Raw genomic sequence first — 25,389 nt, 5'->3', positions numbered from 1 at the left:
AATTATCTGCCGTAAACAGGAGTAGAAGGGTGAGGAGTGATGCTGTCCCGCTGAACGCAGAAGCCGTTCAGGCGCTGGCGGATCGCATATTAAGTCAAATCGCGATCCTCTATACCGCGCACCAGATTAGCCCCACACCGGTGCAGCAGCAGATGCTGAATTCGCACGTTCAGGCGATGGCCAGCCGCTCGCTAAACGGCGAGGCGCTGCCGGAGGTAGAAGCGGAGCTGTTTGATGATATTCCGCCTGACAGCCTGCAGCTGGCGCAACAGATCGTCGATCTGTTCGGCAATCTGCCGGTGGAAGAGGCCTGGCTGCTCTCGGTGCATATTGAAGTGGCGAAAAGTAACGACGCATAAACAGAGAGGAAGTGAACATGGTGACAGTGGTGATTGGCGATCGTCTGGGTAAAGGCCAGAAAGTGGCTGCCGGCATTGAAAAAGCGGGTGGACGCGCGGTGGTGGTGCCGGGCGTGGCAGCCGATATGAAGCTGGGTGATGTGATGAAAGCGGAAAACGCTGATTTCGGCATCTCTTTCTGCGGCAGCGGCGGCGCGGGTGCTATCACCGCGCAGAACAAATATGGCTACCGGGCGAAACATGGCATGCGCTCGGTAGACGAGGGCGTAACGGCGATCAACGAAGGGGCAACCGTGCTGGGCTTTGGTTTTATGGACAAAGAGGAGCTGGGCGAACGGCTGGTGCAGGCCTGGAACAAGAAGCACGGCAGCTGACGTATGAAACAGCACTATGAGACGCAGGTTATCGTGCAGGGGAAAGGCGATACCAAAGCAAAAGCCTTTGCCGATGCGCTCAGCAGCGTGCAGCAGCAGGTATTGCGCAACAGCCAGAAGCTGCTGCTGCGCATTGAGCCGCTGGATGTGCGGGTGCTGCACGCCAGGGTGCGTACCCGGCGGGAAAAATTTCTGTTTTTTTCCTGGCGCGCGAGCGGCATCACTACAGCGTTGAACTGGAAATCAGCGTCAGCGTCACCGTTATCGATATGGAAAGCGTGACATTTACGGCGACACCCTGAACGCGCTGGTCTGGTCGTTATCCCGCCAGGAGAGCGGGCTTACCCGGCGCAACAATGACAATAAAGGGTACAACACTATGTTTCTCATCATTTTGTTTAAGTCGTTAATTATCGGCGGGCTGGTCGGCGTCGGGGTGGGAGCTGGCGCAGCGCGCATGTTCCACGCACCGGTCACACAGGGCATGGGTGCATTTCGTACCCTGGGCGAGCTTAACTCGTGTGAAGGCGACCCCGCTTCCCATTTCTCTTTTGGTCTCGGCTTCTTTTTCAACGCCTGGGCGTCCTCTGTGGCGGCTGGCTCCTTCACGCAGGATGTGGATCACCGCATTCTGCCGAACTGGGGTGCTGCGGCGCTGATGGTCAAAAATCGCAATGTGGCAGAGACGCTGCATAACCCGAAGCGTATGGCGATAGCGTGCGGCATCATCGGCATGATCGTCGTGGCTTTTCTGAACAGCACCGCCTCAGCCGTACCGGCTGCGCTGCAGGTGACGGCAGTCAAAGTGCTGGTGCCGGCGGCTAACCTGCTGGTAAACACCGTCATGCCGGTCATTTTCTGGCTGGCAGCCATCGACGCCGGCAAAAAATCGGGCTTCTGGGCCACCATCTTTGGCGGCCTGGCGCAGCTGATTATGGGTAATGCCGTACCGGGGCTGGTGCTGGGGATCCTGATTGGGAAAGGGGTAGAGGAGAGCGGCTGGAACCGGGTGACGAAAGTCATGATGGCGGCAATTGTGCTGCTGTTTGTACTGAGCGGCTTCTTCCGCGGGTTCGATATGAAACTGCTGCAATCTTTCCAGCTCGGCGTCCCTGGCTGGCTTGACATGATCCACAACAGCCTGAGCGGCAAATAAGGAGCCATCCATGAACGAACATGAAAATCGCGGCTTCTGGTATGCCGACTGGTCCTTCCCGATTTTTGTCGGCCTGCTCTCATCCGGCGTATTTGCCGGTACGCATATGTACTACCTCTACGGAATCGGCGCCTTTAACGAAGTGGCGTTTGTGTCGATGCTGCGCGCCGGCATGGAGACCGGCGTCTATGGCGCGGTCGCCGCGTTTGGCGCCAGCTTTCTGTTTGCCCGCATCATTGAAGGCTCGCTGGTCGGTATTCTGGATATCGGCGGTGCGATCCAGACCGGCGTCGGGCTGGGCGTGCCGGCGCTGCTGCTGGGCGCAGGCATTGTGTTTCCGGTCGCGAACTTTGCGGCTTCGCTGGTAACCGGTCTGGTGATCGGGGTGGCGATTGGTTACGTCATTATTCTGGCGCGCAAATTTACCATCAACCAGAGCGATTCCACCTATGGCGCCGATGTGATGATGGGCGCAGGCAACGCCTCCGGACGCTTTCTCGGCCCGCTGATTATCCTGTCGGCGATGGCAGCCTCCATTCCCATTGGCCTGGGCTCGCTCGCTGGCGCTCTGCTGTTTTACCTGTGGAACAAGCCGATTACCGGCGGCGCAATTCTGGGTGCCATGGTGCTGGGTGCGATGTTCCCGATTTCGCTGTAACAGGGCGGGCGCCATGAATGGCGACCCTGGGGTAAGGATGTAGGGGGCGCATTCATGCGCCCCTGGCCGCAAACGCAGTAAGGAGTAACCATGTTTGATCTGATTCTGCGCCGCGCACGACTGTGCGATGAGCAGCTGGTGGATATCGCTCTTCGCGACGGCAAAATCGCCGTCGTCGGCAACGTCACGGGCACCGCGCAGCAGGAGCGCGATCTGGCCGGGCGCTGGTACGTCAGCGCAGGCTGGATAGACAGCCACGTACACTGCTATGCAAAATCGCCTGTCTACCACGATGAAGCGGACGCTGTCGGCGTTGCGCAGGGCGTCACCACCGTGGTGGATGCCGGCAGCACCGGCGCCGACCAGATCGATGACTTCCGGCAGCTGACGCGCCACGCCGCCACCGACGTCAGGGCGCTGATCAACGTTGCCCGCACCGGGATAGTCACCCAGAACGAACTGGCGGATATGCGCCAGATTGATGAAGCAGCGGTGGTGCAGGCGGTCACGCGCCATCCCGGTTTCATTGTTGGTCTGAAAGCGCGCATGAGCAGCAGCGTGGTCGGGGAAAACGGCATTGCACCGCTGATCCGCGCCAAAGCGATCCAGCACGCTGCCGGCGATCTGCCGCTCATGGTACATATCGGTAACGATCCGCCGGTGCTGGAGGAGATCGCTGAGCTGCTGACCGCCGGCGATATCATTACCCACTGCTTTAACGGCAAACCTAACCGCATTCTCTCCGCGCAGGGTGAGCTGAAAGCGGCGGTCAGTCAGGCGCTGGCGCGCGGCGTCACGCTCGATATCGGGCACGGCAGCGCCAGCTTCAGCTTTGCGGTGGCGCGACAGGCGATCGCCCGCGGCATTCTGCCCGATACCATCAGCTCCGATATCTACTGTCGCAACCGCCTGCACGGGCCGGTACACAGCCTCGCGCACGTGATGTCTAAGTTTCTTGCGCTGGGCATGACGCTGCCGCAGGTGATCGCCTGCGTGACAACCCAGGCAGCAGCGGCGCTGCGCCTCAGTGGCAAAGGCGATCTGACGCCGGGCAGCGATGCCGATCTGACTATTTTCAGTGTGAATCAGGAGACCCGTCCGTTTACCGATGCAGAGGGCGAACAGGTGGCGGGAGAGCACCATTTTTTGCCGGTGGCTGTGACAGTGGCAGGCCAGTGGCATCTGACCGAAGAGGGAAAGCGTCATCATGTTTTCAGTTTATGAAAAATATCACCTGAAACAGGTGATCAACGCGTCAGGCCGTATGACTATTCTGGGCGTCTCGACGCCGGCACCGGAGGTGGTGGAAAGCGTCAGCTATGGCCTGAACCACTACTTTGAAATGAAAGATCTGGTGAACCATACCGGTGACTACATTGCCGGACTGCTGCAGGCAGAAAGCGCCGTCGTGGTCTCCTGCGCCTCGGCGGGTATCGCTCAGTGTGTGGCCGGGGTCATTGTGAAAGATAACGCCTGGCTGCTGGATAACCTGCACGCGGCGCCGCTCACGGTTCCGCATGAGATCGTCGTGCCTAAAGGGCACAACGTGAACTACGGCGCGCCGGTCGGCACCATGGTCGCGCTGGGCGGTGGCCGGCTGGTGGAAGCGGGCTACAGCAACGAGTGTTCCGCCGCGCAGCTGGCAGCGGCGATCACGCCGGCTACGGCAGCGCTGCTCTACGTAAAATCGCACCATTGCGTGCAAAAAAGCCACCTCAGCGTGGCGCAGGCGGCAGAAGTCGCGCAGCAGCATGGCATCCCGCTGATTGTGGATGCGGCGGCAGAAGAAGACCTGCGCTGCTACTACCAGATGGGTGCTGACCTGGTGATCTACAGCGGTGCCAAGGCGATAGAGGGTCCCTCCAGCGGACTGGTGGTAGGGCGCAGCCGCTGTGTCGAATGGGTAAAACGGCAGAGCAACGGCATCGGTCGTGCGATGAAAGTGGGCAAAGAGGGGATTCTGGGCCTGACGCAGGCCATTGAGCGCTACCTGTCGCAGCCAAAAATCAGCGGCAGCGAGATGGTTCAGCACATGACGCCATTCATCGACCAGCTTAACCAGCTGCCGGGCGTCACCGCGCGGGTGGTATGGGACAGCGCCGGGCGCGATATTGCGCGTACAGAAATTCATCTCGATGAAGCGCTGACCGGCTGGGCAACCGGCGATCTCGTCCAGGCGCTGAAAAACGGCGACATCGCTATCTATTTTCGCGGCTATAAGGCAAACGAAAGCATTATCGAAGCCGACGTGCGCAGCGTCACTGCCGCGCAGCTGCAGACTATCTTCAGCCGTATTGACGCGCTGCTGGCAAAAGGAAACCGTGCATGAAGCTGACCCCCGATTTTTATCAGGATCGTCTCTGTCTCAACGTACTGGCGGGCTCAAAGCAGAACGCACGCGACATCTGGCTGGCAGCAGAAGGGCATGTGCTGGTTGGCGTGCTGTCAAAAATTATGCCAGCCACGACGCGGCGCTGGCTGACATGCGCGATTACGCCGCGCTGATTGATAACGCGCTCTCTATCGGTCTCGGGGCCGGCGATCCGCGTCAGTCTGCTATGGTGAGCGAACTGGCAGCGGTGCTGCAGCCGCAGCATGTCAATCAGGTGTTTACCGGAGTCGCGACCAGCCGTGCGCTGCTGGGACAGTCGCAGACGGTGGTAAATGGTCTGGTCTCCCCCAGCGGAACGCCAGGGAAAGTGAAGATCTCAACCGGTCCGCTAAGCTCACAGGCGGCGGAAGCGATTGTGCCGATCGACAGCGCCATCGCCATGCTGCAGGACATGGGCGGCAGCTCGGTAAAATATTTTCCGATGGGCGGTCTGAGCGCGGTGGCGGAGTATCGCGCGGTCGCAGAGGCGTGCGCCCGGCGCGATTTCTGGCTGGAGCCCACCGGCGGTATCGATCTGCATAATTTTGCGGAGATCGTGCAGATCGCGCTGGAGGCGGGCGTCAGTAAAGTGATCCCGCACGTTTACAGCTCAATTATCGACAGCGCAAGCGGTGAGACGCGCATTGACGATGTGCGCCAGCTTCTGGCAACGTGCAAGGCACTGCTGCAATAACTTCGTTACGGGTGAGGCTTTGTGAGATTTCCTAATCAGCGTCTGGCGCAGCTGTTTGCCGCACTGCAGCATGAAACGCTGCCGCAGGATGAGCTGGCACGGCGTTTCTCGGTCTCTACGCGCACGGTGCGCACCGACATTGCGGCGCTGAACGCGCTGCTGGAGCAGCACGGCGCACAGTTTGTGCTGGCGCGCGGCGCCGGCTATCAGCTGCAGGTGGCTGACGCGGCACGCTTTGATTCGCTGCAGCAGCAAAGCAGCGCGCCGCTGCGGGTGCCGCGCACCTCGCAGGAGCGGGTTCGCTATCTGCTCAGCCGCTTTCTTACTGCGGCCTGGTCACTGCGGCTGGAAGATCTCTCGGAAGAGTGGTTTGTCAGTCGCGCCACGCTGCAGGGGGATATGGCAGAGGTGCGGGAGTGGCTGGGGCGCTATCATCTGCATATCGAAACTAAACCGCGCTACGGCATGAAGCTGTTTGGCAGCGAGACGGCTATCCGCACCTGCCTTACCGATCTGCTGTGGCAGATCGACCAGGAGACGCCCGACAGCCCGCTGCTGAGCATTGAAGTACTGCGCAGTGATATGCTGACGCAGCTGCAGCCGCTGCTGCAGCACTGCCTCAGCCGTTACGCTATTCGTCTCAGCGATGAGGGCGAGCGCTACCTGCTGATCTACTGCGCGGTAGCAGTACGCCGCATCAGCGAAGGCTTTCCGCTCAGCGATCCGGGCGCAGAAGAAGTAGGCGAAGAGGTGCGTGAGGCGGCGCACGCGCTGGTGCATCAGCTGCGACCGCTTACCGGCAAAGCCTTATCGCGGGCGGAAGAGAACTGGCTGCGCGTCAATATCGCCGCGCGTCAGATCCAGGCGCTGGAGCCAAGCACCATCAATGCAGATGACGCTGACGCGCTGGTGAGCTGGCTGCTGAGTTATATCAATACGCATTATGCCTACCAGCTGCAGCACGACGAGCAGCTGCGCGCCGATCTGCTTACCCATATCAAATCGATGATCACCCGGGTGCGCTATCAGATCCATATTCCCAATCCGCTGCTGAGCAACATCAAACAGCACTATCCGCTGGCGTGGGATGTGACGCTGGCCGCCGTCAGCAGCTGGAGCAAATATACTCCTTATACGCTGAGCGAAAATGAGATTGGCTTTCTGGTGCTGCATATTGGCGTGGGGCTGGAGCGGCACTATGACGTTGGCTATCAGCGCCACCCGCGCGTACTGCTGGTGTGCGATAGCGGAACCTCAACGCTGCGGATGATTGAGGCGCTGCTGCTGCGCAAATATCCGCAGCTGGTGGTCACCGCCCGGCTGACACAGCGCGACTACGCGCTGCGCGAGCGGATTGAAGAAGATTTTGTTATCTCTACGGTGCGGCTGCATGAAAAGAACCGGCCGGTGGTAGTGATGTCGCCCTTTCCGACCGGCTTTCAGCTGGAGCAGCTCGGCAAGCTGGTGCTGGTGGATCGCACCCGGCCGTGGATGCTGGAAAAATATTTCTCCGCGCAGCATTTTATGGTGCTGGATCAGCCGCTGACGCAGCAGGCGCTCTTTCAGCTGCTGTGCGATCGCCTGCAGGAGCAGGGCTTTGTTGCAGCAGACTTTTATCCATCCGTGGTTGAGCGTGAAGCGATTGTCAGCACGCTGCTCGGGGATGGCATTGCGTTGCCGCACGCGCTCGGCCTGCTGGCGCAGAAAACCGCGGTCTATACCGTTATTGCGCCGCATGGCGTCAGCTGGGGTGATGAGACCGCCTGCGTGATCTTTCTGCTGGCTATCAGCAAACGTGAATATGAAGAGGCGATGGCGCTCTACGATCTGTTTGTCACCTTTTTGCGCGAACGTGCCATGCCGCGCCTGCGGGAGTGCCGTGACTTTGACCATTTTAAAACCGTGGCGATAGAGTGTCTGGGCCGCCCCTGACTAGGCCTGATTGCGCTTAGCCAGCAGCTTCGGGATTTCACGCAGGCACCAGGCTTTGGCTTCACCCATGCTGTCGCGACGCCAGGCCATAATAATATCCACTTCCCGCGTATACTCAGCGCTGACCACGCGCAGCCGGCCCTCGGCAATATCTTTCTCTACCATCGGATAAGGCATGGTGGCAACGCCCAGTCCCGCCAGCAGCGCCCGCCGCTTGTCATCCATGCTGCTGACCGTAAGACGCTGCTGCTTATCCAGCAGCTGTACCGTCAGCACCGGACGTTCACGCGCCGTGTCAGCGACGGCAATGCCGCGATATTTCACACGCGTGACTTCCGAAAGCGGCTCTGCCTCCTGATGAATAGGGTGGTCAGGACTGGCGACATAGACGCTCATAATGGTGTAAAGCTTGCGGGTATTGATTTCGCTGGAGGCGCGGAAGTGCAGGTCAGGTGCGATGACGATATCCGCCCGGCCCTGCTCCAGACGTTCCCACGCGCCCGCCAGCACTTCAGTGATCAGAGATATCTGCGTGTTGGCTTTTTCTGACAGTTTGCTGACCAGCGGAAACAGCAGGTCGGTGGGGATGAGTGCCTCCGCTACGATAGTCAGCTGCGTTTCCCAGCCGCGCGCCAGCGCTTCTGCGTCGGTGGTGAGCTTGTCTGCGGCCTCCAGCAGTACGCGGCCGCGCTCCAGCAGCATCCGGCCAACGTTAGTGAATTTGGTGCGATGACCGGAGCGATCGAACAGCACCACATCCAGCTCCTCTTCCAGCTTCTGCATGGTATAGCTCAGCGCAGAGGGAACGCGACCCAGCTCATCTGCCGCGGCGGCAAAGCTGCCGCGCCGATCGATCGCATCCATCACCCGTAACGCTTCTAACGTTAATGCACGCTCTTTAGCCATACTGATTCTCTGTCAGTAAATTTGAATATGCCAGGCAGATTAACTGGCTAACATTCCGCCGTCCAGCCTTTTACCATAAACCGATTAAGCCTGCAGTGAGCGTCTCCTGCAGTGCACCGGAGGTATAGCATGATGACAACCCGCTGCGCGTCCGCATGTGGCCAGGCTGATTTTGGCTGGTTGCAGGCGCGCTATAGCTTCTCTTTTGGCCACTATTTTGATCCCAAACTGATGGGGTACGCCGCGCTGCGCGTGCTGAACCAGGAGGTGCTGGCGCCGGGTGCCGCTTTTCAGCCCCGCACCTATCCGCAGGTTGATGTGTTAAATCTGGTGCTGCAGGGCGAGGCGGAGTATCGCGACAGCGAGGGACAGCGCCTGACCGTACGGGCAGGTGAGGCGATGCTGCTGTCTGCGCGGCAGGGCGTAAGCTACAGCGAGATAAACCTCAGCAAAGATCGGCCGCTGACGCGCCTGCAGCTCTGGCTGAGCGCCTGTCCGGAACGGGAAAACCCGCTGCAGCAGCGGATGACGCTTAATGGCGCATCGCCGCTGCTGCTGGCTTCGCCTGATGGGGCAGACCAGAGTTTGCAGCTGCGTCAGGATGCGAGAGTGTATCAGGTGACGTTAGCGCCGGGAGAGGAGCAGATTGTGCAGCTGCGCGGCGCGCGCGCGTACCTGCAGTCGATTCACGGCACGCTGGATGTGCGCAGCAGCAGCGCGAACCAGCAGCGGCTGCAGTGCGGTGACGGTGCATTTATTCGTGATGAGCAGCAGCTTATCCTGCAGGCAGAGACGCCGCTGCGTGCGCTGGTGATCGATTTACCGGCATAAAAAAGGGCGGCCAGCGCCGCCCTCACAGGAAGAATGAAGATTATTTCAGAATGGTAAAGGCGGTTGTCACGTGCTTCACGCCGCTGACCCGGCTGGCAACATCTGCCGCCGCCGTGGCTTCTTCCTGCGTGACCAGTCCCAGCAGGAAGACTTCCCCGTTTTCCGTCGTCACTTTCACGTTAGACGATTTGACCTGATCGCTGCCCAGCAGCTGCGAGCGGATCTTGGTCGTGATCCAGGTATCGGAAGAAGAGGTGCCAAGGCTGACCTTCTCTCCGGTGCGGATCTCATTGTAGACCTCTGTTGCGCCGTCGACGCCCATAGCGATCTGTTTGGCACGGCTGGCGAGATCGGCAGACGGTGCCTGACCGGTCAGCAGCACTTTGCCCTGGTAAGCGGTAACAATGACCCGCGCCTGCTTCTTAATCTGTTCATCTTTTGCCAGCGCGTTAGAGACGCGCAGCTCCAGCGTACCGTCATCAACCTGCGTACCCACGGTGCGGGGGTCAGTGGCGGTTTTGGTGGCAACAGCGGCACCGCCGGCAACCACTGCCACGCAGCCCTGCAGCAGCATGGCCGTTAACAGCAGGGCGATAGCGTTCAATGCTTTCATGTAAGCTCCTTCAGTCATTCCTGGTGGGGAAAGAGGGTGTTATCGATCAAGTCGCACAGGCAGTTCAGCGTCAGCATATGCATCTCCTGAATGCGCGCACTGTGATGAGAGGGAATGCGGATTTCCACGTCGTGAGGGCCGAGCAGGCCAGCCAGCTCGCCGCCGTCGTGTCCGGTCAGCGCGACAATAGTCATATCGCGCGTCACTGCCGCCTCAACCGCTTTAACGATGTCACGGGTATTACCCCGGGTTGAGATCGCCAGCAGCACATCACCCGCCTGACCCAGCGCCCGTACCTGTTTGGCGTAGATCTCATCATGCAGCCGATCGTTACCGATGGCGGTGAGCATAACGTTATCTGCGCTCAGCGCCAGCGCCGGCAGGCTGGGACGCTCGGTTTCAAACCGGTTAATCATGCTGGCCGCAAAGTGCTGCGCATTGGCCGCTGAGGCACCGTTACCGCAGCTGAGAATTTTATGACCATTCAGCAGCGACTGCACCAGCGTCATCGCGGCGCGGGAGATCGCATCCGGCAGCGCTTCGGCTGCGGCAATCTGCGTCTGAATACTTTCAGTAAAACACGCTTTAATTCTGTCCTGCACAAGACCACCTGGTTCTATTCATCGGCATTAAAAGCAGCGGGCAGCCACGTCAGTTCGCGCCCGGTAATGGCAATGATGTCAAAACGGCAATTGACCGTCTCAAAACTGCCGCCGCGCGTCAGCAGCCAGAGCGCCGCTGCCCGCAGCAGCTTCTGCTGTTTCTGACGCGTCACGCTGGCGGCTGCTCCGCCGTAGCGCGCATCGCGCCGGTAGCGCACTTCTACAAATACCCAGCAGTCGGCGTCGCGCATAATCAGGTCAAGTTCACCTCCGCGAAAGCGGACGTTACTGGCGACCCACTTCAGCCCGGCGCGCTCCAGATAGTGACGCGCCTGCTGTTCATGCTCCGCGCCGATACGCTGGCGGTTTACTGTACCGGAACGACCTGTCCCTGGCGATACTGGTTCCATGCCAGCTTCCTGTTGATGACACAATCCGTGTCGGCGCTCAGCTTACCGGTGTTGCCATCAATGGCAAAGCCGGCTACCTGCCGCATCTGGTTAAACTGCGTTGCCAGCGTCCAGGCATCAATGCCCATCGCGTAGAGGCGCACCAGCGAATAGTCGTTGTTAAACGTCTTCGCTGCCTGCTGCATCAGGCCAGGGTTAGCGCCGGAGAGCAGCGGAATATCGCTGTACTGCAGGCCTTCCATCTCCAGCCGGAAATCGGGACCGGCGCCCGCCTGCGCGCTGCGCGAGCTGGCATAAAGCGCCGTGCTGTTGCGGCTGCTGGTGCGCATGGCGATCATCGGTTTGATCAGCTGCAGCTCATTCTGGCTGGCGACGATGTAAACGGCGTCCACGCTACCGCCACTGCTGTCAGCTGCCGGTGCCGGGGTGCTGCTCTGCGGCGCCGGGATCGTCAGGCCTGCAATGGCCACGCTTTGCGGCTGCTCCATTTGTACCGTCAGCGGCGTGCCGCTCAGCGCAATACCGGCTCCGCTGTTAATGCCCTGTTTCAGCTCGGCCACGCCACCAAAGCGCTGCTGCAGCACCGTGGCACCACCCAGCTGCTGCCACTCTTCTGCAAACGCTTTTCCGACCCGGTCGCCATAACTGCTGCGCGGCAGCAGCAGCAGCGGCTGGCGCTTGCCCTGCTCATAGATATGGTGCGCTGCATCACGCGCTTCGTCTTCAGGAGAAAGCGCAAAATAGCAGATATTCGGATGGTTCTGGATCTGTTCCGGCTCGTTTAGCGCCAGTACGTTGAGCGGGGTCTGGCTGTTTGCTACTTCTTCCACATGATTTTTCAGCAGCGGGCCAACGACCAGCGTGGCGCCATCCTGCTGCGCCTGCTGCATGACCTGAGCGATCGGCTGGCTGCTGGTATCGTACACTTTAATCTGTGCGCTGCTGGCGGCTGGCTGAGAGGTTGGTGCAGCAGGCTGCTGCTGCGTGTTCTCCTGCGCAGGCATGCTGGCGGCCGCCGGGCTAACCACGCTGTTGGCCGCTCCGCTATCCGCTGTCGCGTCCGGCGCAGGCTGGGCAGTGGCGCTTTCCGGCGCGCTGCTCTGTGCCGGGGCAGCCGCGCTCAGCACGCCATTTTTTGCATCGTTAAAGCCTTTCTGAATCGCATTCGCAAACACCTGCGCCTGACCGTTCAGCGGCAGCAGCAGGGCGATGGTGCTGGTGGAAGCCTGGCTGAAGTTTTTGACCTGGCTTAGCTGCGCTGGCAGCGTTTTTGCCGCCGGGTTTTGCGGGTAGCGCGTCTGCCAGTCGCTAATGGCCGCCTTCAGCATCTGCGGATCCTGGCTGTTAGCGTGCCAGGTATTGAGCAGATCGAGCCAGCCCTGCAGGGTATTTTCATCGGCATTGATGACAACGCTGTTAAGCTGGTCCTGCGTCAGCTGGGTCAGCGCCTGCCAGGTCGCGTCGATGTTACTCTGGTGTTCGTCACCTTTTAAGAGCGGTTCCTGCGCGATATAGGCGCGCAGCAGCGCCAGCGATGGCCGGTTCTGCGCCGCGGCGATCTGCAGTGCGTAGTAGCGTACCTGCTGATCGGAAGAGAGATCGGCCACTTTAATCGAGCTGAGCTGCTGCTGAGCGCCGCTGTAATTCTGCTGCGCAATCTGCAGCTGCGCGCGCAGCAGCTGCAGCTCCTGCTGCTGCACATCAGAGAGCTGCTGCGGCAGCTGGCCAAGCTGCGTTTGTGCCTGAGGATACTTTCCTTCCTTCAACAGGGCACGGATGGCAAGTAATTGCCAGTCGGTCTTGCTATCATCGCTGCTTTGCTGTGCCTGCTGCAGATAATAGTCAGAGCGTCCGGTTGCGGGCCCCTGAATATTGACGTTAGAGGTTTGCTGCGGACCCTGACCGCTACAGGCGGCCAGAATCAGCCCGGCGAGAAGAACAGGTACAAAGCGTCCTGCTTTACGACGTACGACTTTTGAAGGAAGCATACTGTATCCAGTGATGTTTTTTTCTTGATGCTCAATATTAAATCGGCAATTCGGATGAGACAATGAAACAACTCGATCGGGCAGAGATTTCTGCCAGTACGCTCTATATCGTTCCTACCCCGATCGGTAACCTGGGTGATATCACACAGCGTGCGCTGACGGTGCTGGCGAGCGTCGATCTCGTTGCAGCGGAAGATACACGTCATACCGGGCTGTTGCTACAACATTTCGCCATCAATGCGCGACTGTTCGCACTTCACGATCATAACGAACAGCAGAAAGCGGATGTGCTGCTGGCGAAGCTACAGGAGGGGCAGAGTATCGCCCTGGTCTCCGATGCCGGCACGCCGCTGATCAACGATCCGGGCTACCATCTGGTGCGTCGCTGCCGCGAGGCGGGCGTGCGCGTTGTGCCGCTGCCGGGCGCCTGTGCAGCCATTGCAGCATTAAGCGCGGCGGGATTACCGTCCGATCGATTCTGTTACGAGGGGTTTCTGCCGGCGAAAAGCAAAGGGCGCTGCGATGCACTGCGTGCGCTGAGCGAAGAGCCGCGTACGCTGGTGTTTTATGAGTCGACCCACCGACTGCTGGATACGCTGCAGGATATGGCAGCCGTATGGGGCGCAGCGCGCTATGTGGTACTGGCGCGCGAGCTGACCAAAACCTGGGAGTCGATCTATGGCGCGCCGGTGGGAGAGCTGCTTGCCTGGGTGCGGGAAGATGAGAACCGGCGCAAGGGCGAGATGGTGCTGATTGTTGAGGGACATAAGGCAGATGAGGAGGCGCTGCCAGCCGAGGCGTTGCGTACGCTGGCGCTGCTGCAGGCGGAGCTGCCGCTGAAAAAAGCCGCTGCGCTGACCGCGGAGATCCACGGCGTGAAAAAAAATGCGCTGTATAAATATGCGCTGGCGCAGCAAGAAGAGTGACAAACGTGGTCAGATCGCCTATTATCCTGCGCCGAAGCTGACCAGACAGTCGCCGCTTTGTCGTCGTCCCTTTCGGGGGAGACAGGCAGAGGGGAGGAAAGTCCGGGCTCCACAGGGCAGGGTGCCAGGTAACGCCTGGGGGGCGCAAGCCTACGACCAGTGCAACAGAGAGCAAACCGCCGATGGCCCGGAAACGGGATCAGGTAAGGGTGAAAGGGTGCGGTAAGAGCGCACCGCGCGGCTGGCAACAGTCCGTGGCACGGTAAACTCCACCCGGAGCAAGGCCAAATAGGGGTTCACATGGTACGGCCCGTACTGAACCCGGGTAGGCTGCTTGAGCCAGTGAGCGATTGCTGGCCTAGATGAATGACTGTCCACGACAGAACCCGGCTTATCGGTCAGTTTCGACTTTTCAAATGAAAAGCCCCGCCCCGGCGGGGCTTTTTGTTTTGTGAGCCGCGAGTGCAGGTATTTCCGTTTCTCTCTGCGGCCAGGGGCGCATGGATTCAGCCAGGGACGCATGAATGCGTCCCCTACATCTAAACACCCCGGGGCGCAAGAATGCGCCCCCTACGGTTATGCGTAGGGGCGCCATTAATGGCGCCCGTTTCGTATGCAGGTATTCGGTTCGCGGTTGTTTGCGGCCAGGGGCGCCATTAATGGCGCCCGTTTTACATCCGATTAACCGCGGCCGTGGGGTTCATCCCAGTCAAATGCCGGACCGAGTGAAATCACGCCGTTCGGGTTGATGGTTTTATGGCTGCAGTAATAATGATGGCGGATCTGCGGCAGATTCACCGTCTCTGCAATACCGGGCATCTGGTAAATATCGCGCAGAAAGCCATTCAGATTGCGATAGTCACTAATGCGGTGCCTGTCGCACTTGAAGTGAGTAACATACACCGGGTCAAAGCGTACCAGCGTGGTCCACAGGCGCAGATCGGCTTCAGTCAGGCGATCGCCGGTGAGATAGCGATGCTGTCCCAGGATCTGCTCCAGCCGCGTCAGTGAATGAAACAGGGCGGTAACGGCTTCATCGTAAGCGGCCTGAGAGGTAGCAAAACCGCTCTTATAGACGCCATTATTGACCGTATCGTAAATCCAGCCGTTAAGTTCATCGATCTTATCGCGCAGATCGGCAGGATAGTAGTCGCCGGCTCGTGCGCCCTGTGCATCAAAGGCGCTGTTGAGCATGCGGATAATGTCGGCCGACTCATTGCTGACAATGGTGTGCTGCTGCTTGTCCCACAGCACCGGTACGGTCACGCGGCCGCTGTAGTGCGGATCGGCATGCAGATAGAGCTGGTAGAGAAATTCATGCTGATACAGCGTGTCGCCGGTTGCCTCCGGAAAGCTGTCATCAAACGTCCAGCCGTTCTCCAGCATCAGCGGATGAACCACGGAAACCGATATCATCTCTTCCAGCCCTTTAAGCTTGCGCATCAGCAGCGTGCGATGCGCCCACGGGCAGGCAAGTGAAACGTACAGATGGTAGCGATCGCGCTCTGCTGCAAAGCCGGACTTACCGTCAGGGCCGGCGCTGCCATCAGGCGTGATCCAGTTACGCCACGCTGACTCTGAGCGTTTGAAACGCCCTCCGGTTGACTTTGTATCGTACCAGGTATCGTGCCAGACACCCTCAATCAGCTGTCCCATATGCCCTCCATAGAAAAAAGGGGCGAGGATGATCCTCTGCCCCTGTATTCAGTATATCTGCTGTAAGCTACCTGCGCGCTTAACGGGCGGCGGCGGGCGCCATGCGCTGGCGGATCAGACGATCAATACTCCAGGCGCCTGGTCCCACCAGACCCAGAACCAGGAAACCGCCAGCAATGCTGAGGTTTTTCATAAACATCAGCTGGTTTACGCCTTCTGCAAAGTTGCTGTGAAACAGAAATGCGGTCAGCAGAGTAAAGCCTGCGGTAAACAGCGCGGTAAAGCGCGTCAGGAAACCAAACAGAATAGCCAGGCCGCCACCCAGTTCCAGCAGGATCACCAGCGGCAGCATAAAGCCCGGCACGCCCATGGCCTGCATATACTGCTCAGTGCCGGCATAAGCGGTAATTTTGCCCCAGCCGGCCGTAATAAACAGAATAGTCATCAGTACACGCGCGGCTAACAGTCCTGCATCTTCGAATTTTTTCATCATCTACTCCAGCGTAATTTTGTGGCAGGCTGAAAACCTGTCCGTTAATTTCCCGCTGCAACGCAGATAAACGTTCACCGGGCTGATGGAGAGAGATAATAATCGCGGCGCGAAAGGGTTGTAAGCAAGATAAACTGTCGAAGTTATTCAGGAATTCTGACGAAAAAAAACCGGACCTGCTGGTCCGGTTTTTTATAGAGCGGTTAGCGCCCCGGCATGGATGATTTAATCATACGCCAGGTGCTCCACAGGCCGAAGCCACGTTTAACGAGGCGCAACAGCCGGTTAGGGCTGCGTACTGACCAGATAGCCAGCGCGCTGCTTCCTATCGCCAGATAGCGGCGACAGCTTACCAGCGTCAGCCAGCCGCGGTCATAGCGGGCTGTATTTTCCAGCCAGTCACGTCCTGCTGCGCTTAAATCGAGCCGCTGCTGCTGAACCGTATTAAGGAGTTCATGAATGCGGGCTTCGCGTTCATGGCGACTGCTCATGAGCGGTCCTCCTCCAGTAGTTTACGATCGGAATCGAGCTCTTTACGGGTATGACGCAGCAGCGTCGACTGACGCGATTTACGCAGCGTCCACAGACCGAAAATCAGCGCAAGCAAAAACAGTACGCCTGTGGTCACTCCGATCGCCATCAGCCGGTATTGCGCGTCAACCGCCCAGATGATCAACACCATCAGACTCATCAGCCCAAATGCCGTAAACAGCATGGTCAGGCCAATCATGATCAGCATCTGGATCAGATTGGCTTTCTCTTCTTCCAGCTCGACAACGGCCAGCCGGACACGCGTCTCGACCATACTGACCAGCGTAGTTACCACGCGCTGACCGATGTTAAAGACCCCTTTGCCCGGGCCGTGGCTTTGCTGAGAATCGTTCATATCAACGACGCGAAATCAGAATGCCAATCAGCACGCCCACGGCTGCGCCAACGCCAACGCCGTGCCACGGGTTCTCACGCACATAGTCTTCCGCTTTCTCTGCGGCTTCACGCGTGGATTTGGCAATACGCTCACCGGAATCACCCAGACGCTCGCGTGAACTTTCCAGTGCGCCGCGCGCTTTATGACGCAGGCGATCCAGCTCGCTGCGGGATTTGTCTGCAGAGCTGCTTAATACTTCTTCCAGGGTGTCGGCCAGATTTTTCAGTTCGGCGCGCAGATGTTCAGATGTGGTGTCTTTAGCCATGAGAGTTCTCCATTACTTCAATTATTTATGTCCGATTAGTAAGGCTCTGCAGCAAGCTTTTTCAGCTCCTGTCGTGCCTCATCCAGCTTGCGTTCACGTTTTTCAATTTTGTCTTTGTCATCCCTGTCGTCGCGCGCTTTCTGCAGCTCCTGCTCGCGCTCGGCCACCTTGTTCTGCTGCGACTTCAGACGTTCTGAGTGCGCTGATTTCAGCTGCCGATCGCTGCAGCTGGCGCGAACTTCTGTCAGCGCCCGTTCCAGTCCGTTTACCCGGCGCTGATTATCATGTTGTTTTGCCATAGCAATCTCGTGCCGGATATCGCGCTCTTTTTGCTGACACAGCGACTCTGCCGCCAGCAGAGAGCCAGAGCAGGAGATAAGCATGGCACCCAGAAGAAGTTGTTTCATCACGTTCACACCTTCCATTGTTGATGAACTGCCGCCTGCCAGACAGGAGCGTATCCCGGCGTCGCGTCGGCTTGTGCTAACGTTAAGCATAGTCAGCCGGGGCAAAAATTCAAAAAAGACGAAGAGATAGCGGAGAAAAAGTATCGTCTGACCGCAGGTCAGACGATCGGATTAGCTGTAGGTCGGGGGATTGGCGTCGCGCGGTTGCTGTGAGGCCTGCGGGCCAGCGGCCACAACAAAACCCTGTGGTAATAAGCGGCGTAATACCTTCTGCGCCGCCAGACTCTGTTCTTCATCTTCAAAGTGGATCACCAGCGCATCTCCTGCTGGCGTAATACTTTTAATGCGCACGCCCTGGGCAGAGAGCTGCTGATAAAGATAAAAGCCATCCGGCAGATTGGTGCCGCTATGCGCCACGCGAATTTGTACCACGGTTTCATGTTGCCACAGCAGTGGAGCAGCCCCGGCCGCGAGCAGCAGCAGCAGGCCGCCGCACAGCCACGGCAGCAGCGGTCGGGTAAAGAGACGTCCTGTTTTCATTACTGCGCTTTCCCGTTTTGTCCTGCCTGACGCTTACGCCACAGTACGACCAGCGAGCCGATCAGGCCGATGACCAGCAGCGCCAGCGGCAGCATCATCAGAAAAAACATCAGCTCATCTTCATAACGGCGAAACAGCGGTGTTTTGCCCAGTGCAAAGCCAAGTACGGTCAGGATCAATACCCACAGGAAGCCACTCATCCAGTTAAAGAACTGAAAGCGCGCATTACTCAAACCAGATAACCCTGCAATGGTGGGCAGCAGCGTGCGTACAAACGCAATAAAGCGCCCAATCAACAGGGCAGAGAGACCGTGACGATGGAACAGGCTGTGGGCGCGCTGGTGGTATTGTGCCGGCAGGTGCGAAAGCCATTTCTGTACGGTAGGGGTATTACCCAGCCATCGCCCCTGGATATAACTTACCCAGCAGCCGAGGCTGGCACCTGTGGTGAGAACCAGCAGCGTCAGGGGAAAACTCATTGTGCCTTTGGCAATCAGCACGCCGACAAGGATCAGCAGGCTGTCACCGGGCAGGAAGGCGGCAGGAAGCAGGCCATTTTCAAGAAACAGGATCATGAACAGTAAGCCGTAGATCGCCCACACCAGCGTGGGGTCAGAGAGCATCTCATAATCCTGCTGCCACAGGGCATGCAGCAGTGCTTTCAAAATATCCATCAATCTTTCCCGAACATCATTGTTAAACGAGCCCATCAGGGGCTAAAGCGCAGGCAGAGGTGAGTTATACATTTTGGGTATGCCACCTGAGCAGGGGTCCGTATCCATGCGGCTATGCGTGTTAAATCAGCGACTTTCTGACGCCCTTGTCGCAAATGGTAAAAAAAGGGCGATAACTGTAACAAATACTTCCCAATTCAGACAGTGCATTATGTCCGTTGTAGTGGAGTTTTACCCTTTGCTGCCAGGAGTAAAAGGAGCTTTACACGAGCTGACACTATTGCAGATTATCTGACCCCGTCTGCAGGTTCAGAATGTACAAACGTGGCCGTTTTTACGCTGTTCGGCTTGATTCGCCGGCCTGCGGCAAACAAGTTGCAGTTACGGGCAGAAGCCGTGTGATTTAGCGTAACGTTGCGCCGCCACCGCTTAGTATTTTCCAGATATGGCAACATTGCCAGTTTATGGCAGCAGTTTGTTACATGAGGCAGAAGGGAAGGATGGCAGCACAGCGGCTATGAAAGCGCGCGGCGCACAGTGTGCGCCGCAGAGGAGAGGTCAGGTCGCGGTGCCGGGCTGGCGTTCTGCTTCTGCCTGGCAGACAGCCGCAGTAAACAGAATGTCGGTTGAGGAATTCAGGGCCGTTTCTGCTGAATCCTGCAGCACACCGATAATAAACCCAACGGCCACCACCTGCATGGCCAGGTCGTTAGGAATGCCGAACATATTGCAGGCCACCGGGATTAACAGCAATGAGCCACCCGCTACGCCGGAGGCACCACAGGCGCACAGCGTGGCAACCAGGCTTAGCAGAATCGCTGTCGGTACATCGACATTGATGCCCAGCGTATGCACCGCAGCCAGCGTCAGTACGGTAATCGTAATAGATGCGCCCGCCATGCTGATGGTCGCACCCAGCGGAATTGATACGGAGTAGGTGTCTTCATCAAGGTTGAGTCGTTTTGCCAGCGCCATGTTCACCGGGATATTGGCGGCCGAGCTGCGGGTAAAGAAAGCCGTCACGCCGCTTTCACGAATGCAGGTAAATACCAGTGGATAGGGATTACGCCGGATTTTCTGATACACCAGCAGCGGGTTCACAATCAGTGCCATGAACAGCATGCAGCCAATCAGCAGGACCAGCAGGCTGCCATATTCCCACAGCGCCCCAAAGCCGGTAGAGGCCAGAATGGAGGCGACCAGGCCAAAGATGCCCAGTGGCGCGCAGCGGATCACACAGCGTACGACCCAGGTTGCCGCGTGTGAGGCGTCATTTAAAAAATCTTTGGTGCCGGGACTGGCATGACGAAATGCAAGGCCAAGGCCCAGCGCCCAGACCAGAATGCCGATGTAGTTCGCGTTCATCAGCGCTTCGAACGGATTAGCCACCATGCTCATCAGCAGGCCATGCAGCACCTCGGTGATCCCGGAAGGTGGCGTGATTGTCGTATCGCCAGCAACGAGTGACAGCGTCTGCGGAAAGAGGTGGCTGAAAATCACCGCGATCATCGCGGCAAACAGGGTACTGAGCAGATAAAGCATAATGATGGGACGGATATTGGTTTTCTGTCCCTGCTGATGGTTAGCAATGGACGCGATGACCAGCACCAGAACCAGCAGCGGCGCGACGGCTTTCAGTGCCCGGACAAAGAGTTCACCCAGCAGGCCGGCGGCTAATGCGGCATCGCGCGACAGCCACGCCAGCGCTACGCCAGCGACCAGGCCTACCATGATTTGTTTGACCAGGCTGCCTTTAAACAGCACGCCTGCCACTCTGGAAAGGTTATTTTGCATATCGTGATCTTTTACTATCGGTCATGAGTGTGGTGCGCGTTTATTCCGCGCCAGAGGGTTTGCCCGGCGGAGTATAAGGAAAAGTGCTGGTGAGAAAAGCGATAATTCCGGCTTTGCGTGCGGGATCGATTTTTCAATCTGCTAAACAGAGGAAGTGTGACAGAGATAAAAAAGGGAAAGTTTCATTGAGGCGAAATAAAGCAGGGGCGATTTACGCCCCTGCAGAAGATTATGGCGAGATGCGCCGGCGGTCATTTCGCCGGTTAACCCAGGCGTTGATCAGCAGCGTTCCACCCAGAATAATGCCCACCACGCTGAGTGAGACAGCGACCGGAATGTGGTAAAACTCGACGATGAGCATTTTGATGCCGATAAACACCAGCACGATAGCCAGCCCATATTTCAGCATAGAGAAGCGCTCAGCCACATTCGACAGCAGGAAATACATGGCGCGCAGGCCGAGTATGGCAAACAGGTTAGAGGTCAGCACAATTAAGGGATCGGTGGTTACCGCAAAAATAGCCGGAATACTGTCGACAGCAAAAATCACATCGCTGAGCTCGACCATAATCAGAACCAGCAGCAGCGGGGTGGCAAACAGTACGCCGTTACGGCGAATAAAAAATTTCTCACCCTCCAGCGAATCGGTCATGCGCAGATGCTGACGCAGCCAGCGCACCACCGGCTTATCACCCACGGCCGTGTCATCCTCGCGCGCCAGCGCCATCTTAATGCCGGTAAACAGCAGAAACGCGCCGAAAATATAGAGGATCCAGCTGAACTGCATGACCAGCCAGCTGCCGGCAAAGATCATGATGGTACGCAAGACAATGGCACCCAGCACGCCGTAAATCAGGACGCGCCGCTGCAGCTGGGGCGGAATAGCAAAGTAGCTGAACAGCATCAGCCAGACAAAGACGTTATCCACCGCCAGCGCTTTTTCCAGCACGTATCCGGTCAGGAAAGCGAGCGTCTGCGTAGTGGCAACCTCGCGCCCGGCGTGCGTATCGAGATACCACCAGAAAGCGGCAGCAAACAGCAGTGAAACGGAAACCCAGATCAGCGACCAGATAGCCGCCTGTCTGAACGACATAGTTTGTGCGCCGCGCCGGCCCTGCAGCAGCAGATCGATCGCCAGCATAATCAGCACAACAACGGTAAAGCTGCCCCAGAGTAACGGTGTGCCTATCGATTGCATAATGGTGTCCTGTGCGAAAGTTAAAAAAAACGGCTCCGTCAGAAGACGTAAGCCGCTTTCATTACGCTGCAAGCGCTCCTCGCCTTCCGGCAAGGTCTCACTTACAACACAGAATCACTTCCGGGTTGCCTGACGACCGGATGCGCTACACATCGTAATGACGATCAATCAGCTGACAAGTTACTCCCCTTTGCTTAGAAAAAAATAGCGCAGCCGCACTCCGATGCAATGCAGGACCAGTCATATTTAGCAATATTTACACTTCCTGGCGATCGGCGGGAAATATCACGCCGGTCTGCTGGCGGATGGTGGTCAGCAGCGCTGCTGTCAGCCGCGAAATTTCGAGGCCAGGGTGTGCGGTCTGCTGCGTTTCCACCAGACTGGCAAACACCTCTGCTTCATAGCGCATCGTATTGCTGTGCTGCGGCTGCGTCAGATTCTGCTCAACACCGCTGCGTGGCAGTAGCCGCAGCTGCTGGCACTCTGCCAGTTTCTCAATAAGCAGCGAACCCTCCTCTCCCTGAATTTCGCTCGGAATAGCGGAGTTGCTGACTTTGGAGTGCAGCAGAGTGACGTCGAACTCGCCATAGTGAAGTATCACGGTGCCGTGCGCATCTGTGCCGCTCGCCAGCAGCGTGGCTTCAGCCGTGACGCGCTGTGGCGCACCCCACAGCGTGACGGCAGCAGCGAGGCAGTAATAGCCGATATCCATGATGGAGCCATTGGACCAGCGCGGGTCAAACGTATTCGGGTTTTCACCGGCAAGATAGCGCGGGTAACGGGAAGAGTACTGACAGTAGCTGAACAGCGCCTTACGCAGCGTGCCCAGCTGCGGCAGGGTGCGCTGCAGCTGCAGAAAATTAGGCAGGCTGGCGGTTTTAAAGGCTTCAAACAGCACAACCTGATGCTGTTGAGCGCAGGCGATCATCGCTTCGGCTTCACGCAGCGTGGAGGCCAGCGGTTTCTCGCAGATCACATGCTTACCGTGAGACATAAACAGCAGCGCCTGTTCGCAGTGCAGTGCATTCGGGCTGGCGATATAGACCGCGTCGATATCCTGGCATGCCGCCAGAGCCTCCAGTGAGGTGAACGTGAGCGGACAGGCGTAATCTGCGGCAAAGGCGTCAGCCTGCTGCTGGCTGCGTGAATAGACTGCGCTGAGCGTAAACCTGCCGCTCTCATGTGCTGCGTCAATAAACTGACGGGTAATCCAGTTGGTGCCGACAATGGCAAAGCGAATCACAGGTCTGCTCTCCTGACAAAATAAAGCCGCAGGGTAGCACGCGGCGGCAGGAAACCTGCCGGCACTATTTGATCCTGCGATCCGCATTCCAATATAGTGAGCCCCTGTGTCTGAAAGCCTGCGAACGGGAGAGCCGGGTGAGCGGAAGCAAACATGCATTAAACTGGACCACGCTGCTGATCGCCATTCCGGTGGGGCTGATGGCCTCGCTGGTGACGCTGGCGTTTCGTGGCATTATCGATGTGATTAACCAGCTGCTGTTTAACAGTGACCATGAGATCACCGTGGCGATGCACGTCTGGCCGTGGATCTTCTGGCCGCTGCTGGTGGGCGGCGGCGGCGTACTGGCGGGCTGGTTCCTGCGCTATGCCGTCGCAATTGAGCAGCAGCAAACGGTAAAAACAGACTACCTGGAAGTGATTAACGCCAGGCTGGATGCCGTGCCGACGCGCACCTCACTGTTTCGCGCGCTCTCTTCAATCGCCAGCATTGGCAGCGGCGCTTCAATCGGTAAAGAGGGGCCGATGGTACAGCTCTCAGCGCTCAGCGGCAGTCTGCTGGGACGCTGGCTGCCGGCATCGCTCAATCTGCGCAACAGCGACATTGTCGCCATGGCGGCAGCAGCGGGCCTCTCCTCGGTTTACCACGCGCCACTTGCCTCGGCGATCTTTGTTGCTGAAATTGCTTTTGGTATTTCAGCCCTGCAGCGACTGATCCCGCTGATTGTCGCCTCTGCGGTGGCGGTGATGACCATGTGGGCGCTGGGTTTTCGCAATGCGCTTTATCCGCTTGCCGATACGCTGTTTCAGATGGATGGAGTGAGCCTGCTGATGACAGTGCTGATTGGTCTGATAGCAGGCGTTGCCGGCTGGCTGCTGATCGCGCTGATTGGCCGCAGCCGGCGGCTATTCAGCCGCGTGCGATCGCTGCCGCTGCGGCTTGGCGCAGGAGGCGTCGCTGTCGGCCTGCTGGCGCTGCTCTCCACGGATATTCTCGGCAACGGCTATGAAGTGATTGTGAAGATCATTGAGGGGCACTATGTCATCACCGGACTGCTGCTGCTGCTGCTGCTCAAAACCCTGGCGACAACCCTCTCCGTAGGCTCAAATGCCGTCGGCGGACTGTTTACGCCCTCGCTGCTGATTGGCGCCCTGCTCGGGGTGATTCTGGCGCAGAGCGCAGCCGCGCTGCAGCTGCCGGTGGGCGATACGCTGCTCTATGCAGCAATAGGCATGGCCGCCGTGCTGGCCGCTGTCAGTCAGGCTCCGCTGATGGCGATGCTGATGGTACTGGAGATGACGCTTAACAGCAGCCTGCTGTTTCCGCTGATGATCGCCTCGGTCCTGGCTTCAATGGTGGTCTACCGCCTGCAGTCCGCCAGCACCTATCCGGTGGTCAGCCATCACCTGAGCCGTTCTGAAGCCTGGTATGATTTTGACCATATGCGTGTCGACCAGCTGATTATTCCCGGTGCAGCGCTGCAGCCGGAAGAGTCGGTCGGACAGGCGCTGGCGGTCAGCTCGCTGAAGCGTGAACGCTATGTTTACGTACTGAATCAGGCGGGGCAGTTTCTGGGCGTGGTCTCCATTCACGAGATCTCGCGCAAGGTACTGGCGCAGGAGATCACTCTGGACTCGCCGGTCAGCACCGTCATGGATAGCAACTTTCCCTGCATTTTTCAGGGACAGAGCATGCGCGAAGGGTGGGAGGCATTTTCACGCGTGACGCTCGAGCGGCTGCCGGTGCTGAATAATCCGCAGGAGCGTCGTTTTATGGGCGCCCTGACCAAAACCAGTCTGATTCAGAAAGCACAGGAGTTTCTTTAAGCTGCGTTGCCGCGCATCGCCTGATCGGTCATCCACAGGCGCGCGTCAAATTCCAGCTGATGATAGTCAGGCTCCATATGGCAGCAGAGCTGATAGAACGCTTTGCTGTGATCTTTCTCTTTGAGGTGGGCGAGTTCGTGCACCACAATCATGCGCAGGAAAGGCTCAGGAGCAAGGCGGAAAAAGGTGGAGATGCGGATCTCCGCTTTAGCTTTCAGGTTGCCGCCCTGTACGCGGGAAATGGCCGTGTGCAGCCCCAGCGCATGCTTCATCACTTTGATTTTATTATCCCAGAGGATTTTGCTTACCGGAGGTGCGCTGCGCATATAGCGATTTTTTATCGCCTGCGTGTAGTCATACAGCGCGCGATCGCTGACCACATCATGCGTCTCGGGATAGCGCTGCTGCAGGAACGCGCCTAATCGCTGATGATCAATCAGCATTTGCACCTGTTCGAGGATATTTTCAGGGTAACCCTGCAGATAAATTAATGACATTGGGATTCCTGACGAAAGACAGTATACTGCGCCCCCCTTTTCAGGGCGAAA

At 58.1% G+C, this 25,389-nt stretch carries 27 protein-coding genes, 1 other RNA gene and 2 pseudogenes; 13 read left to right on the top strand and 17 right to left on the bottom strand.

What is annotated here, in order from left to right; translation table 11 throughout:
- The first annotated feature begins 29 nt into the window (after positions 1-29).
- The 9 genes and pseudogenes from HA43_RS03920 to HA43_RS03880 all read left to right on the top strand — a co-directional run bounded on the left by HA43_RS03920 (position 30) and on the right by HA43_RS03880 (position 7,544).
- Positions 30-359 carry a glycine dehydrogenase gene (locus HA43_RS03920; protein ID WP_071669185.1) on the top strand — a complete coding sequence of 110 codons (330 nt, stop codon included), beginning with the start codon at positions 30-32 and terminating at the stop codon, positions 357-359.
- Between the two features lie 17 nt (positions 360-376).
- Positions 377-733 carry an SFCGS family glycine-rich protein gene (locus tag HA43_RS03915; protein ID WP_039380562.1) on the top strand — a complete coding sequence of 119 codons (357 nt, stop codon included), beginning with the start codon at positions 377-379 and terminating at the stop codon, positions 731-733.
- 3 nt (positions 734-736) lie between these two features.
- Positions 737-1,035: pseudogene (locus tag HA43_RS03910) on the top strand (DUF4312 family protein).
- A gap of 77 nt (positions 1,036-1,112) precedes the next feature.
- On the top strand, positions 1,113-1,889 hold the full coding sequence (locus HA43_RS03905; RefSeq protein ID WP_071669187.1) for a DUF4311 domain-containing protein: 777 nt from the start codon (positions 1,113-1,115) through the stop codon (positions 1,887-1,889).
- A gap of 10 nt (positions 1,890-1,899) precedes the next feature.
- Positions 1,900-2,547: a DUF4310 family protein gene (locus HA43_RS03900; protein ID WP_039380556.1), complete on the top strand. Its 648-nt coding sequence runs from the start codon at positions 1,900-1,902 to the stop codon at positions 2,545-2,547.
- A gap of 90 nt (positions 2,548-2,637) precedes the next feature.
- Positions 2,638-3,771 carry an amidohydrolase/deacetylase family metallohydrolase gene (locus HA43_RS03895; RefSeq protein ID WP_094111025.1) on the top strand — a complete coding sequence of 378 codons (1,134 nt, stop codon included), beginning with the start codon at positions 2,638-2,640 and terminating at the stop codon, positions 3,769-3,771.
- On the top strand, positions 3,755-4,876 hold the full coding sequence (locus tag HA43_RS03890) for a DgaE family pyridoxal phosphate-dependent ammonia lyase (RefSeq protein WP_094111024.1): 1,122 nt from the start codon (positions 3,755-3,757) through the stop codon (positions 4,874-4,876). The genes HA43_RS03895 and HA43_RS03890 overlap by 17 nt, the downstream gene beginning before the upstream one ends.
- A pseudogene (gene dagF, locus HA43_RS03885) lies at positions 4,873-5,612 on the top strand (2-dehydro-3-deoxy-phosphogluconate aldolase). The gene HA43_RS03890 and the pseudogene dagF overlap by 4 nt, the downstream one beginning before the upstream one ends.
- A 21-nt stretch (positions 5,613-5,633) precedes the next feature.
- Positions 5,634-7,544, top strand: a complete 1,911-nt coding sequence (locus tag HA43_RS03880) for a BglG family transcription antiterminator (RefSeq protein ID WP_071669189.1) — start codon at positions 5,634-5,636, stop codon at positions 7,542-7,544.
- Here the strand turns inward: HA43_RS03880 and HA43_RS03875 are convergent, their stop codons facing one another.
- The gene (locus HA43_RS03875; RefSeq protein WP_039380543.1) at positions 7,545-8,450 is read right to left on the bottom strand and encodes a LysR family transcriptional regulator; all 906 of its coding nucleotides are present in this window, start codon (positions 8,448-8,450) and stop codon (positions 7,545-7,547) included.
- Positions 8,451-8,579: 129 nt separating this feature from the next.
- On the opposite strand from HA43_RS03875, the gene HA43_RS03870 reads away from it, so the two are divergent.
- Positions 8,580-9,281 (top strand): pirin family protein, encoded by a 702-nt coding sequence (locus HA43_RS03870; protein ID WP_094111023.1) that lies wholly within the window; start codon positions 8,580-8,582, stop codon positions 9,279-9,281.
- 40 nt (positions 9,282-9,321) lie between these two features.
- On the opposite strand, the gene dolP is transcribed toward HA43_RS03870, so the two are convergent.
- The 4 genes from dolP to HA43_RS03850 are packed head-to-tail and all read right to left on the bottom strand — an operon-like array spanning position 9,322 to position 12,894.
- On the bottom strand, positions 9,322-9,894 hold the full coding sequence (gene dolP / locus HA43_RS03865) for a division/outer membrane stress-associated lipid-binding lipoprotein (protein WP_039380536.1): 573 nt from the start codon (positions 9,892-9,894) through the stop codon (positions 9,322-9,324).
- 14 nt (positions 9,895-9,908) lie between these two features.
- Positions 9,909-10,496, bottom strand: a complete 588-nt coding sequence (gene diaA, locus HA43_RS03860) for a DnaA initiator-associating protein DiaA (protein ID WP_039380533.1) — start codon at positions 10,494-10,496, stop codon at positions 9,909-9,911.
- A gap of 14 nt (positions 10,497-10,510) precedes the next feature.
- Positions 10,511-10,906, bottom strand: coding sequence for a YraN family protein (locus HA43_RS03855; RefSeq protein ID WP_071669191.1), 396 nt, complete (start codon positions 10,904-10,906; stop codon positions 10,511-10,513).
- Positions 10,864-12,894: a penicillin-binding protein activator gene (locus tag HA43_RS03850; protein ID WP_094111022.1), complete on the bottom strand. Its 2,031-nt coding sequence runs from the start codon at positions 12,892-12,894 to the stop codon at positions 10,864-10,866. Before HA43_RS03850 ends, HA43_RS03855 begins: the two co-directional genes overlap by 43 nt.
- Positions 12,895-12,956: 62 nt before the next feature.
- On the opposite strand from HA43_RS03850, the gene rsmI reads away from it, so the two are divergent.
- Both rsmI and rnpB read left to right on the top strand, forming a co-directional pair.
- Complete coding sequence (rsmI, locus tag HA43_RS03845) at positions 12,957-13,820, top strand: 16S rRNA (cytidine(1402)-2'-O)-methyltransferase (protein WP_039380525.1); 864 nt, start codon at positions 12,957-12,959, stop codon at positions 13,818-13,820.
- Between the two features lie 33 nt (positions 13,821-13,853).
- An RNA gene (rnpB, locus tag HA43_RS03840) (RNase P RNA component class A) lies at positions 13,854-14,230 on the top strand.
- A gap of 271 nt (positions 14,231-14,501) precedes the next feature.
- Here rnpB and HA43_RS03835 read toward each other — a convergent pair.
- From HA43_RS03835 to HA43_RS03785, 11 genes are all read right to left on the bottom strand, one after another.
- Positions 14,502-15,476, bottom strand: coding sequence for a glutathione S-transferase family protein (locus tag HA43_RS03835; RefSeq protein WP_094111021.1), 975 nt, complete (start codon positions 15,474-15,476; stop codon positions 14,502-14,504).
- A gap of 79 nt (positions 15,477-15,555) precedes the next feature.
- Positions 15,556-15,966: a DoxX family protein gene (locus HA43_RS03830; protein ID WP_039380520.1), complete on the bottom strand. Its 411-nt coding sequence runs from the start codon at positions 15,964-15,966 to the stop codon at positions 15,556-15,558.
- Between the two features lie 203 nt (positions 15,967-16,169).
- On the bottom strand, positions 16,170-16,457 hold the full coding sequence (locus tag HA43_RS03825) for a YqjK-like family protein (RefSeq protein ID WP_039380518.1): 288 nt from the start codon (positions 16,455-16,457) through the stop codon (positions 16,170-16,172).
- A complete protein-coding gene (locus HA43_RS03820; RefSeq protein ID WP_039380515.1) occupies positions 16,454-16,852 on the bottom strand; it encodes a phage holin family protein in 399 nt (132 codons plus the stop codon). The genes HA43_RS03825 and HA43_RS03820 overlap by 4 nt, the downstream gene beginning before the upstream one ends.
- Before the next feature lies 1 nt (position 16,853).
- The gene (locus HA43_RS03815; protein ID WP_039380513.1) at positions 16,854-17,159 is read right to left on the bottom strand and encodes an ElaB/YgaM/YqjD family protein; all 306 of its coding nucleotides are present in this window, start codon (positions 17,157-17,159) and stop codon (positions 16,854-16,856) included.
- A 35-nt stretch (positions 17,160-17,194) separates the two neighbouring features.
- The gene (locus HA43_RS03810; RefSeq protein WP_139239686.1) at positions 17,195-17,566 is read right to left on the bottom strand and encodes a DUF1090 domain-containing protein; all 372 of its coding nucleotides are present in this window, start codon (positions 17,564-17,566) and stop codon (positions 17,195-17,197) included.
- A gap of 171 nt (positions 17,567-17,737) precedes the next feature.
- Positions 17,738-18,106 (bottom strand): EnvZ/OmpR regulon moderator MzrA, encoded by a 369-nt coding sequence (mzrA, locus tag HA43_RS03805; protein WP_094111020.1) that lies wholly within the window; start codon positions 18,104-18,106, stop codon positions 17,738-17,740.
- Positions 18,106-18,780 carry a DedA family protein gene (locus HA43_RS03800; RefSeq protein WP_039380506.1) on the bottom strand — a complete coding sequence of 225 codons (675 nt, stop codon included), beginning with the start codon at positions 18,778-18,780 and terminating at the stop codon, positions 18,106-18,108. Before HA43_RS03800 ends, mzrA begins: the two co-directional genes overlap by 1 nt.
- Positions 18,781-19,338: 558 nt before the next feature.
- Positions 19,339-20,574 (bottom strand): serine/threonine transporter SstT, encoded by a 1,236-nt coding sequence (gene sstT, locus HA43_RS03795; protein ID WP_094111019.1) that lies wholly within the window; start codon positions 20,572-20,574, stop codon positions 19,339-19,341.
- Positions 20,575-20,803: 229 nt separating this feature from the next.
- The gene (locus HA43_RS03790; RefSeq protein ID WP_094111034.1) at positions 20,804-21,772 is read right to left on the bottom strand and encodes a TerC family protein; all 969 of its coding nucleotides are present in this window, start codon (positions 21,770-21,772) and stop codon (positions 20,804-20,806) included.
- Between the two features lie 256 nt (positions 21,773-22,028).
- Positions 22,029-23,015, bottom strand: coding sequence for a Gfo/Idh/MocA family protein (locus HA43_RS03785; RefSeq protein ID WP_039380502.1), 987 nt, complete (start codon positions 23,013-23,015; stop codon positions 22,029-22,031).
- Positions 23,016-23,152: 137 nt separating this feature from the next.
- On the opposite strand from HA43_RS03785, the gene HA43_RS03780 reads away from it, so the two are divergent.
- Positions 23,153-24,841: a chloride channel protein gene (locus tag HA43_RS03780; protein ID WP_094111018.1), complete on the top strand. Its 1,689-nt coding sequence runs from the start codon at positions 23,153-23,155 to the stop codon at positions 24,839-24,841.
- On the opposite strand, the gene HA43_RS03775 is transcribed toward HA43_RS03780, so the two are convergent.
- Positions 24,838-25,338, bottom strand: coding sequence for a M48 family metallopeptidase (locus HA43_RS03775; RefSeq protein WP_039380498.1), 501 nt, complete (start codon positions 25,336-25,338; stop codon positions 24,838-24,840). The two genes, HA43_RS03780 and HA43_RS03775, sit on opposite strands and share 4 nt — an antisense overlap.
- Positions 25,339-25,389 lie beyond the last annotated feature (51 nt).

The sequence above is a fragment of the Pantoea eucrina genome, from assembly GCF_002095385.1.
Classification (GTDB): domain Bacteria; phylum Pseudomonadota; class Gammaproteobacteria; order Enterobacterales; family Enterobacteriaceae; genus Pantoea; species Pantoea eucrina.
This window is presented reverse-complemented; position numbering and strand designations above follow the sequence as displayed.

Coding starts and splice junctions, on each gene's coding strand:
- HA43_RS03915 (WP_039380562.1), top strand. CDS start 377: ATGGTGACAGTGGTGATTGGCGATCGTCTGGGTAAAGGCCAGAAAGTG.
- HA43_RS03905 (WP_071669187.1), top strand. CDS start 1,113: ATGTTTCTCATCATTTTGTTTAAGTCGTTAATTATCGGCGGGCTGGTC.
- HA43_RS03900 (WP_039380556.1), top strand. CDS start 1,900: ATGAACGAACATGAAAATCGCGGCTTCTGGTATGCCGACTGGTCCTTC.
- HA43_RS03895 (WP_094111025.1), top strand. CDS start 2,638: ATGTTTGATCTGATTCTGCGCCGCGCACGACTGTGCGATGAGCAGCTG.
- HA43_RS03890 (WP_094111024.1), top strand. CDS start 3,755: ATGTTTTCAGTTTATGAAAAATATCACCTGAAACAGGTGATCAACGCG.
- HA43_RS03875 (WP_039380543.1), bottom strand. CDS start 8,450: ATGGCTAAAGAGCGTGCATTAACGTTAGAAGCGTTACGGGTGATGGAT.
- HA43_RS03870 (WP_094111023.1), top strand. CDS start 8,580: ATGATGACAACCCGCTGCGCGTCCGCATGTGGCCAGGCTGATTTTGGC.
- dolP (WP_039380536.1), bottom strand. CDS start 9,894: ATGAAAGCATTGAACGCTATCGCCCTGCTGTTAACGGCCATGCTGCTG.
- HA43_RS03855 (WP_071669191.1), bottom strand. CDS start 10,906: ATGGAACCAGTATCGCCAGGGACAGGTCGTTCCGGTACAGTAAACCGC.
- HA43_RS03850 (WP_094111022.1), bottom strand. CDS start 12,894: ATGCTTCCTTCAAAAGTCGTACGTCGTAAAGCAGGACGCTTTGTACCT.
- rsmI (WP_039380525.1), top strand. CDS start 12,957: ATGAAACAACTCGATCGGGCAGAGATTTCTGCCAGTACGCTCTATATC.
- HA43_RS03835 (WP_094111021.1), bottom strand. CDS start 15,476: ATGGGACAGCTGATTGAGGGTGTCTGGCACGATACCTGGTACGATACA.
- HA43_RS03830 (WP_039380520.1), bottom strand. CDS start 15,966: ATGAAAAAATTCGAAGATGCAGGACTGTTAGCCGCGCGTGTACTGATG.
- HA43_RS03825 (WP_039380518.1), bottom strand. CDS start 16,457: ATGAGCAGTCGCCATGAACGCGAAGCCCGCATTCATGAACTCCTTAAT.
- HA43_RS03820 (WP_039380515.1), bottom strand. CDS start 16,852: ATGAACGATTCTCAGCAAAGCCACGGCCCGGGCAAAGGGGTCTTTAAC.
- HA43_RS03815 (WP_039380513.1), bottom strand. CDS start 17,159: ATGGCTAAAGACACCACATCTGAACATCTGCGCGCCGAACTGAAAAAT.
- HA43_RS03810 (WP_139239686.1), bottom strand. CDS start 17,566: ATGAAACAACTTCTTCTGGGTGCCATGCTTATCTCCTGCTCTGGCTCT.
- mzrA (WP_094111020.1), bottom strand. CDS start 18,106: ATGAAAACAGGACGTCTCTTTACCCGACCGCTGCTGCCGTGGCTGTGC.
- HA43_RS03800 (WP_039380506.1), bottom strand. CDS start 18,780: ATGGATATTTTGAAAGCACTGCTGCATGCCCTGTGGCAGCAGGATTAT.
- sstT (WP_094111019.1), bottom strand. CDS start 20,574: ATGCAAAATAACCTTTCCAGAGTGGCAGGCGTGCTGTTTAAAGGCAGC.
- HA43_RS03790 (WP_094111034.1), bottom strand. CDS start 21,772: ATGCAATCGATAGGCACACCGTTACTCTGGGGCAGCTTTACCGTTGTT.
- HA43_RS03775 (WP_039380498.1), bottom strand. CDS start 25,338: ATGTCATTAATTTATCTGCAGGGTTACCCTGAAAATATCCTCGAACAG.